7 protein-coding genes are annotated in these 13,044 nt (G+C 55.0%); all 7 read left to right on the plus strand.

All coding sequences use genetic code 11. The features are described from left to right. The first annotated feature begins 44 nt into the window (after positions 1-44). The 7 genes from F7D73_RS08830 to F7D73_RS08860 all read left to right on the plus strand — a co-directional run bounded on the left by F7D73_RS08830 (position 45) and on the right by F7D73_RS08860 (position 13,009). Positions 45-2,615 (plus strand): family 78 glycoside hydrolase catalytic domain, encoded by a 2,571-nt coding sequence (locus F7D73_RS08830; protein WP_228117690.1) that lies wholly within the window; start codon positions 45-47, stop codon positions 2,613-2,615. A gap of 50 nt (positions 2,616-2,665) precedes the next feature. After that, entirely contained in the window at positions 2,666-5,032 is a 2,367-nt protein-coding gene (locus F7D73_RS08835; protein WP_153123976.1) for a glycoside hydrolase family 3 N-terminal domain-containing protein, read from the plus strand. 303 nt (positions 5,033-5,335) lie between these two features. Continuing rightward, positions 5,336-5,536, plus strand: coding sequence for a hypothetical protein (locus F7D73_RS08840; RefSeq protein ID WP_153123978.1), 201 nt, complete (start codon positions 5,336-5,338; stop codon positions 5,534-5,536). A 227-nt stretch (positions 5,537-5,763) separates the two neighbouring features. Continuing rightward, positions 5,764-8,988, plus strand: coding sequence for a SusC/RagA family TonB-linked outer membrane protein (locus tag F7D73_RS08845; RefSeq protein ID WP_153123979.1), 3,225 nt, complete (start codon positions 5,764-5,766; stop codon positions 8,986-8,988). Between the two features lie 9 nt (positions 8,989-8,997). Then, positions 8,998-10,746: a RagB/SusD family nutrient uptake outer membrane protein gene (locus F7D73_RS08850; protein WP_153123981.1), complete on the plus strand. Its 1,749-nt coding sequence runs from the start codon at positions 8,998-9,000 to the stop codon at positions 10,744-10,746. Between the two features lie 570 nt (positions 10,747-11,316). Then, the gene (locus tag F7D73_RS08855; protein WP_153123983.1) at positions 11,317-11,889 is read left to right on the plus strand and encodes a hypothetical protein; all 573 of its coding nucleotides are present in this window, start codon (positions 11,317-11,319) and stop codon (positions 11,887-11,889) included. Positions 11,890-12,103: 214 nt separating this feature from the next. Next, on the plus strand, positions 12,104-13,009 hold the full coding sequence (locus tag F7D73_RS08860) for a nucleoside hydrolase (protein ID WP_228117695.1): 906 nt from the start codon (positions 12,104-12,106) through the stop codon (positions 13,007-13,009). Positions 13,010-13,044: the final 35 nt, after the last annotated feature.

The following is a 13,044-nucleotide window of genomic DNA, read 5'->3' on the forward strand; positions in this document are numbered from 1 at the left end:
TAATAATATCATAACTTTGCTGCCAGATTAAAACGAAGAAAGATATGAGAATCAAGCAAATGATGTCAGTCCTGCCGATATTGGCAGTAGTGGCATGCGGAAGTACCGCAGAGAAACAGAGCGTCCAGCGCGTTGAGGCACTTGCCGACAGCATTTGGGCACAAAGTGAATGGATTTCGGTGACGGATGCTCCCGTTGTGACTGACACCGTCAGGGATGGGAGTCGTGCCGCTGACGGAGCCAGTTGGTTCCTGCTCTCGCTGAAGGCTGAGAAGGCGGTGAAGAGTGCACGCTGGATGACGACGGCACTCGGTGTTTATGATCTCTATGTGAATGGTCGTCTCGTTGGCAGCGACTTGCTGAAGCCTGGTTTTACACATTGGCAGAAGACCCGCCGCTCGTTCACCTACGATGTTACAGAGTTGCTCCGTGAGGACGAGAATGTGTTCTCTGTCGAGGTGACACCCGGTTGGTGGGCAGATAAGATTATCACGCCAGCAGGACAGGTCGGCATGAACGGACAGAAATGCGCCTTCCGCAGTGTGCTCGAGTTGACATATATCGATGGCACCACGCAGACGCTCGGTACCGATACGACACAATGGAAGGCTGGCATCGCAGGGCCGGTCACTCATGCTGCCATTTTCGATGGAGAGGACTACGATGCCCGCATTCCGATGGGTTTCGATACGCCTGAGAAACTATCTACTCCTGAATTAAATCAAGAGTTTGATGGTGAGATCCTGCCATCAGACGGAGCGGAGATTTGTCTGCGCGAGGATATTGCCTTGAAGCCTGTGAAGGCCTACGTTTGGAAGGACGTGGAGCAGCGGACGGATTCTGCCTACGGTCGAGTGGTCGTCAGTCGCGAGTATCAAGATGGCGAATCGATGGTGGTTCACGAGGGTGAACATCTCGTCATCGACTTCGGCCAGAATGCTGCCGCCCTGCCACGCTTCAACTTCCAAGCATCTGAGGGCACAGTATTCACCTGTCTTCCTGCCGAACTGCTGAACGACAGCCTCGGTCAGCAGCGTCGCGGTATGGATGGCCCAGAGGGCAGCGTCCACCGATTGAACCTGCGCACGCCCAATGAGGGCATGATGCTGCACTACACCTTCGCAGCCTCTGAAAATCCCGTAGAGTGGATGCCTCGCAAGACCTTTTTCGGCTATCGCTATCTCTCGCTCTCTGCTACGGGCGATGTCACGCTCAAGAGCATCTGTTCCGTTCCCGTCTCGTCAATCACCAAAGAGATGGAGACGGGCACCCTCGTGACAGGTAATGAACTCGTGAACAAGATTATCTCAAACACCCTCTGGGGACAGCGCTCCAACTATCTCAGCGTGCCTACCGACTGTCCGCAACGCAACGAGCGACTGGGCTGGACTGCCGATACCCAGGTGTTCAGCGAGACAGGCACGTTCTTTGCCAATACCGACCGCTTCTTCCACAAATGGTTGTGCGATCTGCGTGACACACAGAGTCCATTAGGTGGCTATCCCGGTGTGGCTCCTGTTGCCCAGTATGGAGCCAACAGCGACGAAATGATGCGCGTGGGATGGGCCGATGCAGGCATTATCGTGCCTTGGACAGTGTGGAAGCAGTTTGGCGACGTGAGCATCCTCGAAGAGTCGTGGGAGTCGATGGAGCGATTCATACAGCACGTCGATGAGACGCGATACGACCACAATGCCCTTGCTGCAGAGAATGGTCATTTCCAGTGGGCTGACTGGTTGAGTTACGAACCTTTGGAGAGTTTCAGTGCAGCCGCTTGGGGAGGCTCGTGGGGCGGAAAGTTGTTGCCTGAGGCCGTCGTTCTGTGGAACTTTCTCTCAGCCTCCTATTGGGCCATCGATGCCCAGATGATGGCCGATATGGCGCGTGCCACAGGTCGCGACAGCAAGCCCTATAAGGAGATGACCCAGCGGGCAAAGGACTATCTGCGCCAGCAGTTCCTCGACGCCAATGGCACCTTCAAGACACCGATACTTAACACGATGCAGACGCCAGCTCTTTTCGTGCTGCGCAATAATCTGCTGGAGGGCGAAGCCAAGGAAAACACCATCGCCCGACTCCGTGAGAATTTTGCCCAGCACGATAATTGCCTGCAGACAGGCTTCCTCGGCACCTCGATCCTGATGCAGACGCTGACCGACAACGGCATGAGCGACATCGCCTACGAACTGCTCTTCCAGCGTAAGAATCCCTCGTGGCTCTACTCTGTCGATAACGGCGCCACCACCATCTGGGAGCGTTGGAACAGCTATATGATAGAATACGGTATGGGTCCGCGAGGTATGAACTCGTTCAACCACTACGCCTACGGTTGCGTCTGTCAGTGGCTCTGGGAGACGGCAGCAGGCATCAATGCCGACACCCAGAATCCCGGTTTCAAGCACATCATCCTCCGTCCCGTGCCCGATAAGCGCTTGGGCAGCATCGATGCCACCTATCAGTCGGCAGCAGGCGAGATCAAGAGCGAGTGGCACTACGACGGTGACACCTGGATCTGGAACTTCACCATCCCAGAAGGTGCCACCGCCACCGTCACCATCCCAGGCTCCAACGAGACGAAGGACTACGAAGCCGGATCATACACTGTGAAGGAATAAAAGGATCCAATAAAATTTCTGTAAATTATTAACAATAAAGAATAAAGGATATGAGACAATTACTAATGACTATTATCGTGACCGTTATGGCGGTAACAAGTGCATCGGCACAGTTGAAACTTAGCGAGAATAATATCGATGAGATATTGAAGGTAATGACACTTGAGGAGAAGGCCACGCTTGTGGTTGGACATCATTTCAAGTTGTACGATGACCAGGGGAACTGGATAGGCTGGAAGGATGCTCTCGTGAGGGGTGTAGCCGGACAGACACAACCCATCAAACGACTGGGCATTCCCGCGACGGCACTTACCGATGGCCCTGCTGGCGTACGTATTGAGGCACATCGTGATGGTACTGATCAGACCTATTTCGCTACAGGATTCCCCGTTGGCATCTGCTTGGCCTCTACTTGGAATACCGAGCTCGTGGAACAGGTGGCACAGAGCATCGGCAATGAGGTGCGTGAGTACGGTTGCGATGTGCTACTGGCTCCTGGTATGAACATCCATCGTCATGCACTCTGCGGTCGCAATTTCGAGTATTTCTCTGAAGACCCAGTGGTAACGGGTCGCATCGCGGCTGCCTATGTGCGTGGCGTGCAGAGCCAGGGCGTAGGTACAAGCATCAAGCATTATGCCGCCAACAATCAGGAGACCAACCGTATGGGCAACGATGTGCGAGCATCGCAGCGGACTCTTCGCGAGATTTATCTGAAGGGATTCGAGATTGCCGTCAAAGAGGCCCATCCCTGGACGGTGATGTCGAGTTACAATCGTCTGAACGGCCCCTTTACCCAAGCTCATCCAGAACTGCTCACCACGGTGCTGCGTGACGAATGGGGATTCAAGGGAATGGTGATGACAGATTGGACTGATCCTCGCAACACAGCCGATCAGCTGCTCGCAGGCAACGACCTGATGGAGCCTGGCTATCCCGCCCAGACGGAGGAAGTAATTAATAAGGTGAAAAGTGGCCAGTTGCCCGAGGAAGTTCTCAATCGTTCGGTGCGTCGCATTCTTGAATACATCGTCAAGACACCACATTATCGTGGCTACAAGTATTCCGACCGCCCCGATTTGAAGGGACATGCTGCTGTCACTCGTCAGAGTGCCGCAGAGGGTATGGTGCTTTTGAAGAACGAGCCCGTATCTCGTCCATCCGGCAACACATCTGATCCAGCCCTTCCTTTGAAATCAGGTCTCAAGGTGACGCTCTACGGTATCAATGGTTATGACTTTTTGGCTGGTGGCACAGGCTCTGGCGATGTGAATAAGGCGTATGTGGTAGATCTCGTCGAAGGGCTTACCAATGCTGGTTATGTGCTCAATGATGAGGTTAAACAACTCTATCAGGATTACTCTCGATATATTTATAAGAGCGAGAAAAGTGAATTGGGATTTTTCACCACTTGGGGCGATCCAAAGATGCCTGAGATGCCAATGAAGAAAGGCCTGGCTCGTCGCATGTCGAAACAGGATGATGTGGCAATAGTCTGTATCGGTCGTGTGGCTGGTGAGGACAAAGATCGACAGTTGGAAGGTGACTATCTGCTTACCGAAGTCGAGCGTCAGATGCTCAACGATGTGTGCGAGGCTTATCACAATGAGGGCAAGCCCGTCATCGTCGTTCTAAACGTAGGCAATGTAATCGAAACGGAGTCGTGGCGTTGTCTGCCTGATGCAATCCTGATGGCCTGGCAACCAGGACAGGAGGGCGGAAACTCGGTGGCCGACATACTTTGCGGTCGCATCTGTCCTTCAGGTAAACTGGCTACCACCTTCCCTTGTACCTACAGCGACAATCCTGCCTCTCGCAACTTCCCGCTTTATACCAACATTCCACAGCCTTGGGGTGCACCTAAGACCGAGAAAAAGGACGTTGATTACACCCGCTACGAAGAGGGCATCTACGTGGGATATCGCTATTATGAGACGGCTAAACGCCCGGTCAGCTATCCCTTCGGCTTCGGCCTGAGCTACACCACGTTTGAGTATTCCAAGCCGCGCGTACGCTCGGTGAAAGGAGGTTTCGAGGCCAGCATCACGGTAAGGAACACAGGCAGCGTGAGTGGCAAGGAGGCTGTGCAGCTCTACGTCAGTGCTCCTAGTGGTGCAGTGGAGAAACCCATCACTGAACTGAAAGCCTTTGCTAAGACCCGCGAACTTAAACCCGGTGAAAGTGAGACGCTCACGATGCGCGTCAGCAACTACGACCTGGCCTCCTATGTCACCAGTCGTCACGCCTGGGTAGCCGATGCCGGCACCTATCAGCTCCGCTTTGCTGCCAACGTGCAGGACACTCGTGCCCGTGCCACCTATTGTCTTGCGAAGGAGAACGTCACCCTGTGTCACGATGTGCTCAATCCGGCAGAACCTATCAACGAACTTTCCATCAAACATTATATCAATGAGTAAGATAGTTACGTTAGTCATAGCCGGATTGCTCTCAGCAGTATCTCTGCATGCAGAGAATAGCAATGTGCGATTTAATTTGAACATTCCTTCAGTTCCAGACACGATATATGCCCGTTGGGTGGCACCCAAACCGCCATCAGGGATTGCACTGTCACGGGTCGTTTCACCCACGAGAACATCCCGGATTTCACTGGCGGCGACCTCTCCGGCAATGGTGTTCCCCAAGCCGTAAAAACTTTTTCGGCACCGACGGCATGAAATACAGCATAGAAAATAGCATAACCCAATAACCCCAACAGCATAATGGAAATCTACAGAGAAAGAATTCAGAAGGGCGTGGAGAAAGTAAAGACCATACTCGCCGCCCATCCCGTCACTTTCGGTCTTCTCGTGATGACCAGCGGCATCAAGGCCAACGAACTGATGCTCATCCTCGGATGGATGATGCACGACGACCTCATCGCCTTCACCGACCCAGAGTATGATCGAAACGAGAAGATTTAGGCTCTGGACACATCTGCCTAAAGGAGAAATAACCCATCAAACAAGGCTACTCCATATTTCTCAGAAATCTACCGAAAGGTTACAATGGTAAATCGCAAGGCGCTGATATTCAGCAGTCTTGCGATTTTTTGTATTTACCTCCTTCTGTTACCCGTGCGCACATCATATATAATTATGTCGTAGCTTTGCAGCAGAATTTTCAAACCAATTCAAAAAAAGATTTTAATATGAAGAAACCCAGATTATTTCTACTAGCAGGACTGCTGACCATCATCGGCGGCGGCATTCAGACGGCGCAGGCCGCTGAAGCCGGAGCTGAGACGTTGGCTGCACTGCAACAGCAGCAGGGCATCAAGGTGAAGGGAACCGTCGAGGATGCTATGGGCCCGATTATCGGTGCCAGTGTTATTGAGAAGGGAACGGGAAACGGCGTGGTGACCGACTTTGACGGTAACTTTGCGCTGACGGTGAAGCCTGGTGCCCAGCTCGAAATCTCTTACATAGGTTATAAGACCGAAGTAGTAGAGGTTGGCAACAAGACGCAGTTTAGTGTGACCCTAAAGGAAGACAACGAGGTGCTCGAGGAAGTGGTCGTTGTCGGTTACGGTGTGCAGAAGAAGAAACTCGTCACGGGTGCTACCGTGCAGGTGAAGGGCGACGACGTGGCCAAGATGAACACCACGAGTGCACTGGGAGCCTTGCAGAGTCAGACGCCGGGCGTGAACATTACCGCCTCGAACGGTCAGCCGGGCGAGGGCTTCAAGGTGAACATCCGCGGCTTGGGCACGGTGGGTAACTCAGAGCCTCTGTACGTGATCGATGGTGTGGCCGGAGGTGACATCAATTCGCTGAACCCTGCCGACATCGAGTCGATAGACGTACTGAAGGATGCTGCCTCTGCCGCCATCTACGGTTCGCGTGCTGCCAACGGTGTGATCCTCGTGACCACCAAACAGGGAAAGATCGGCAAGATGCAGGTCTCTTACGACGGCTACGTGGGTTGGTCGAACGTCTATAAGATGCCTAATACACTGACCGCCCAGCAGGCCATCGCCCTGGAGAATGAGCGCCTCTTCAATAATAATGCCCCTGCCTACAACTGGCAGGCACAGCTGGGCACCTACACCTGGCAGAAGCTGCAGCAGGGTTGGACGGGCACCAACTGGGTGGACGAGATGCGCAACAAGAATGCCGTATCGACCAACCACGCCATCAATCTGGCCGGCGGTTCGGACATCAGCAAGTTCTCTGCAGGTTTCAGCTACACCTCGCAGGACGGTATCATCGGCAAGCCCGTGACACCCAACTACACCCGCTACACGGCCCGTCTGAACAGCGACCACGTGCTATGGAAGGGCAAGAAGTTCGACATTCTGAAGGTGGGAGAGAACCTGACCTTCTATTATAGTACGCGCAACACGATTGCCCAGATGATGAACGACTACAACGACATCCGTTCGGCCATCCTGACCACCCCGCTACTGCCGTTGCACAATGCCGATGGCGAACTCTTCGGCCTCGCTGACAAGCAGCAGACAGGTTGGGCCTACAAGGACGACCAGGGCAATCCCGTGATGATTATGAAGAACGCCCACGGACAGAACAAGACGCGTACCTACGGTCTCTCGGCAACGGCCTATCTGGAGTTCCAGCCCATCGAGGGTCTGAAGTATCGCAGCCAGTACAGCTATCGCCAGACGAACTACACCTACCGCTCGCTGACCAGCCCCTACGCTGCCTCTTCGACCTATCAGAGCAACGCCTTTCAGGTGTACCAGGAGTCGTCGAACGGTCACGATATCGCTATCGAGAACACCATCAGCTACGTGTTCCCCGACTATAAGAACCACCACTTCGATGTCCTCGTAGGTCAGTCGTACGAGACGACCGGTCCTGGCGAAACACTCGCAGTGTACAACAGCGCCACCAACGGCCAGCAGCTGCCCACGATGAAGCCCGACATGAATCATGCCTACATCAGCAACACCGCCAACGCGCTGAACGGCACGGACATCAGCGGCGCTCCTTTCGACGAGTGGGCCATCGCCTCGTTCTTCGGACGTGTGAACTACAGCTGGCAAGAGAAGTATATGGCCACGTTTATCATCCGCGCCGACGGCTCGTCGAACTTCGCCCGCGGCCATCGCTGGGGTTACTTCCCATCGGCCTCTGCCGGATGGACCATCACCGAGGAGAAATTCATGGAGAAGACTCGCTCGTGGCTCGACTTCCTGAAGGTTCGCTTCTCGTGGGGTAAGAACGGAAACCAGTCGATACAGAACTTCCAGTACGTGTCGCCTGTGGCCTTCGACCTGAGCCACGCTTACGCCTTTGGACCTACGCTGCTGCCCTCGTCGGGCACGAAATCGGTGGGTGCCTACGTGCAGACGCTGGCCAACGAGGATGTCTCTTGGGAGAAGTCAGAGCAGTTTGACCTGGGTATCGATGCCGTGATGCTCTCGAACCGTCTGCGTCTGAATGCAGACTGGTACGTGAAGTACACCAAGGACTGGCTCGTTCAGGCTCCAATCCTGGCTACGGCAGGTGCAGGCGCTCCCTACATCAACGGTGGCGACGTGCGCAACTCGGGCTTCGAGGTGGGCCTCTCGTGGAACGACCGCATCGGCAAGGAGTTCAGCTACGGTGTGAACCTGAACTTCTCGTACAACAAGAACAAGGTGACGCGCATCGCCAACACTGAGAAGATTATCCACGGTGATACGGGCGTGTTCACCCTGGGCACCTCAGAGTTCTATCGCGCCGAGGAGGGCTTCCCAATCGGTTACTTCTGGGGCTATGAGACGGCAGGCGTGTTCCAGAACCAGCAGCAGATCAACGACTGGATAGCTGCCGGCAATGGTGTAGCGCAGGCCAATCCTCAGCCGGGCGACCTCATCTACGTGGATCGCGACCACGATGGCGCCATCAACATCCAGGACAAAACGATGATTGGCAACCCGCACCCTGACTGCCGCTTCGGCTTCAGCGCCAACGCCAGCTATAAGGGCTTCGACCTCTCGCTGACGGCAACGGCCGCTACGGGTCAGCAGATTGTCTATTCGTTCAACAAGAACAACAACACCACTGCCGCCTTCGACCGCTGGCACGGTGAGGGCACCTCGAACCGCCAACCCGCCCTGCGCGACGGTTCCTCTCTCGCTTCCGACATCAGCGACATCGATATAGAGGATGGCGACTACCTGCGCATGCAGAACATCACACTGGGTTACGACTTCAAGAAGCTCTTCCCCCAGATGCCCATCCAGCAGGCCCGTCTCTACGTGACTGCCCAGAACCTCTTCACGATTACCGGCTACAAGGGTATGGATCCTGAAATCGGATTCGGTGGCAATGACGTGAAGGGCAACACCAACTCGTGGGTGACCGGCATCGACACCGGCTCCTATCCCGCCGCCCGTACGTTCCTCGTAGGTATAAATCTCAAATTCTAAGAAAGCCGTATGAAAAAATTTATATATCTTGCAGTTGCTCTTGCAACCTTTGCATTCACAAGTTGCGAGGATGCCCTCGACACCGAGAGCTACACCTCGTCGAACACGCAGAACTTCCCCGCCTCGTTTGACGACGCTGAGATGCTCGTCACCTCGATGTACGCCAATCTGAACCACGCTGCCTCCAAGCCCGAGTCGTCGTATCTTCTGAGCTCTATTATTGCCAGCGACGACTGCTACGGAGCGCTCGGCCAGTCGTATGACCACCTGCAGGTCAGCTCCGACACGGAGTACGACTTCTGCTGGGAAATCCACTATAAGGGCGTGGCCGCCGCCAACCTCGCCATCGAGGGTCTGACGAAGATGGTCGACCAGGTGAGCGATCAGGAGAAAGTCAACCAGCTGCTGGGCGAGGCCTATTTCATGCGCGCTTTCCAGTATCACGAACTGACAGAGATGTTCGGTCGCGTGCCCCTGATTCTCTCCACCTCGCAGGACAGCAATTCGCCCCAAGCCACAGAGGAGGAACTCTACGGCCAGATGGGTGCCGACCTACTGAAGGCTATCGAGCTGATGTCACCGAAGAAATACAACGAGTATGTGGAGTCGGGTCATGCCACGAAGTGGGCCGCTGAGGCCCTGCTGGCTCGTGTGTGGCTCTTTTACACGGGCTTCTATCAGAAGGACTCAATGCCTAATGCCGACGGACAGGTCATCACTAAGGATCAGGTGGTTTCATTGCTCAGCGACTGCATCCAGAACTCTGGTCACGCGCTCGTAGGCGATTTCCGCAACCTCTGGAGCTACACCAACCGCCATACCGTCAATGACTATAAGTACACGGCCGGCGTGATGGGCGTTGACGGACAACCCCTGCTCTGGGCAGGCAACGGCAACCAGGAGGAGGTGTTCGCCGTGAAGTTCTGCAACTTCTCCGGTTACACCTACGCCAATCAGAAAGGCTATGCCAATCTCTACCGAACCTTCTTCGGCTTCAAAAACAAGGGCGGCACCAACGCCTCGTTCCCCTTCGGTATGGGTAATGCCTTCGGCACCGTCACCAAGTGCCTCTGGGAAGAGTGGGAACAGAGCGAACCTAATGACCTGCGCCGCACGGCCTCTATCGCCCGCGATGTGGATGAGTTTGATATGTCTATCTACGAGGATGGTCAGGTGACGGGCATGTACGACGAGACAGGCCTCTGGAACAAGAAGTGTATGCCCATCCTCAGCAACGATGCTTACGCCCTGCGTGGCTCATGGGCCGATGCCCTCTTTTGGGCAGCCGAGCCGGAGTACGACGGATCGGGTTGGGTCACTCCGCAGTGGGGCGCCCTCTTCGAGGACTATATGGTCATCCGCTTTGCCGACGTGCTGCTGATGCAGAGCGAGCTGACGGGCGATGCCCAGTACATGAACCAGGTGCGTGCCCGTGTGGGCCTCTCGCCTGTCACCTATTCGCTGGAGAATTTGCAGCGTGAGCGTCGCCACGAGCTGGCCTTCGAGGGCACGCGTTGGGCCGACATCCGTCGCTGGCACATCGCCGAGCAGGAGCTGGCCAAGCAGAATGGAGCCACCGTGCTGAATCTCGGCACCGAGCACACCATCCGCGACGGCAAGTACGTCAGCCGTTATCAGCAGACACAAGGTTTCTGGCCCATCCCTGTGGCTCAGATTCAGCTCTCCGACGGTGTACTCCATCAGAACGATGGTTGGGGCACTGCCGAAAGCCTTTGGACAGTTTGGAATTACGATTGATTCATTGAACATTGAATATTGAACATTATGAAAACTTTAAAGTATATCGCAATAGCAGCCGTAAGCCTGTTGACGGCTTGCGCCCCCCTTACCGACGATTTCTCAATGGATTCGAGCGTGATGGATGCCTCAGAGCTCAATCTCACCGTCAAACCCGTAGAGGTGAACGGACAGAAGGGCAATGTCATCGTCGTTGAGAACCATTCGCCCATTCTCTCTAAATGGACCGTTGGAGACCGTGTCTCCACACGTGCCTGCGACACCCTGCTCGTCAACACCATCGGCACCCACGCCGTCACTTTTAGCGGTCTTGTGGCCGAAGCTGGCAAGACGGTAGAGAAGACTTTCTCGGTCGATGTGGACATCATCTCCACCATTCCTCAGGCCATTGCCCAGCGTCTGTGCATCGGTCAGGAGGGTGCTCCTACAGCGTTCAGCACCACGTTCGATCCTTCGCTCATCACCTGGACGGTAGAGGGCAACGTGGTGAGCGTCTGCAATCCCAACCCCGTGCTCTCTGACTGGACATGCGGCAACCGCACGTTGGCCACGAACATCGGCGAGATCAAGTTGCCCAGCGCTGGTTCTTATCCCCTCAGTATCACCGTCACGCTGGCCGACGGCAGTCAGCAGACGGTAGCTCTCGGCACCGTAGTCATTAAGGACTTCGACTTGCCGCAGGTGGTGCTCAACCTCATTGGCGAGCACGGCACGAAGACCTGGCATCTGGCTAAGGAAAACGCCTACTGGCTCGGATTCTATCAAGAGGCTGGTCAGTACGACTTCACCGGCTATCTAGGTTACTTCACTCCTGCCTTCGGATTGACGGGCGAAGAAGCTGGCTCGATGACCCTCGATGTGCAGGGCAACATCAGCATCGCTCCTACGGGTCGTGAGGGCACGTTCACCTACGACTTCCCCGATGATCACGGCTGGGAACTCGGTTGGATTCACTCCACCATCCCCACAGTTGCCGGTATCTGCTATGATTCCAACACGCAGCAGCCCACCTATATGCCTACGGATTACTTCGTCGTGGAGTGTACGGCAGAGCGACTCGTCATCGGCGCACCCTGCATCGAGGGCACACCGCTCACCGACTGGGCACAGTGCATGTTCTGGGCCTTCGTTCCCGCTGAATAGTTTCAGGATACCTGTAAAACAATAGTTAGTTATATAGTTAGTAGTTAGTTTTGGAAGCCCGTGGAGAATCGTCCCATTCCAGCTCTGCGGGCTTCCCTTTTTTCATCAAAGTACGAATGAAATGAAAAAGTTCAAGATAATGTCCCTCCTATTGCTCTGCATCTGTCTTCAGCTGCAGGCGCAGCCGTACGGTAGCTACGAGCCGGCCAAGCGTATGCGCATCATCATCGACAACGACTTCAGTGGCGATGTGGATGGCCTCTTCCAACTGGCTCACCACCTGATGTGCCCTTCAGTCGATATTCGCGGCATCATAGGCTCCCACCTGACTGCCTGGCCAGGCAGCAACGAGGACGATCCTGCCGTCATGAACAGCACGCCCAGAGCCGTGGCCAAAGCTCGTGAAGTTGTCAAGCTGATGGGCATCGATGTTCCCGTTGTGGCAGGAGCCGAGAATCAGCTGACCGCGTTCAATGAGCCACAACCCTCTGAGGGAGCACGTCTCATCATCCGCGAGGCCATGCGCACCGATACCGATGTGCCGCTCTACGTCGTCTGTGGAGCCTCGCTTACCGATGTGGCCTCTGCCTGGCTGATGGAGCCGGAGATTGAGAAGCGCATAACGGTTGTGTGGATTGGCGGACGCGAATACGACGGGATGAAGTTGCCTGCGCCCGATACCGACTTGTTGGAGTTTAACCATCAGTTGTCGATGAAGTCGGTTGAGTTGGTGTTCAACCGCTCCCAGATTCCCCTTTGGCAGGTGCCTCGCGATGCCTATCGCCAGTGTATTATGTCGCTCGACGAGGTGGAGACCGATATCCGTCCCTGCGGTCGTATCGGCCAGTATCTTGCCGACCAGCTCTCGGCCAGCCTCTGGTCAGCTATGGGCGAGGTATATATCATGGGCGACAGTCCATTGGTTCTGCTTACCGCCCTCCAAACCGGTTTCCATCCAGACCCCTCTTCCTCGCAATACGTTCTCCGTCCTGCTCCCACCATTCTCCCAGATGGTCGCTATCAGGACAATCCCCAAGGCCGTCTCATCCGTGTCTATACCCACCTCGACACCCGCCTGATGTTCGCCGACCTGAAGGGAAAGTTGAAAAGGTTCAAATAGAGGCGAATGTCCCATTACTCGCTATGGCTTAATTA

Origin of the sequence: Segatella copri (genome assembly GCF_009494395.1) — a bacterium.
Classification (GTDB): Bacteria; Bacteroidota; Bacteroidia; order Bacteroidales; family Bacteroidaceae; genus Prevotella.

Excerpts from the sequence above, each read along its gene's own strand:
- F7D73_RS08830 (WP_228117690.1), top strand. The coding sequence starts at position 45 with ATGAGAATCAAGCAAATGATGTCAGTCCTGCCGATATTGGCAGTAGTG.
- F7D73_RS08835 (WP_153123976.1), top strand. The coding sequence starts at position 2,666 with ATGAGACAATTACTAATGACTATTATCGTGACCGTTATGGCGGTAACA.
- F7D73_RS08840 (WP_153123978.1), top strand. The coding sequence starts at position 5,336 with ATGGAAATCTACAGAGAAAGAATTCAGAAGGGCGTGGAGAAAGTAAAG.
- F7D73_RS08845 (WP_153123979.1), top strand. The coding sequence starts at position 5,764 with ATGAAGAAACCCAGATTATTTCTACTAGCAGGACTGCTGACCATCATC.
- F7D73_RS08850 (WP_153123981.1), top strand. The coding sequence starts at position 8,998 with ATGAAAAAATTTATATATCTTGCAGTTGCTCTTGCAACCTTTGCATTC.
- F7D73_RS08860 (WP_228117695.1), top strand. The coding sequence starts at position 12,104 with ATGCGCATCATCATCGACAACGACTTCAGTGGCGATGTGGATGGCCTC.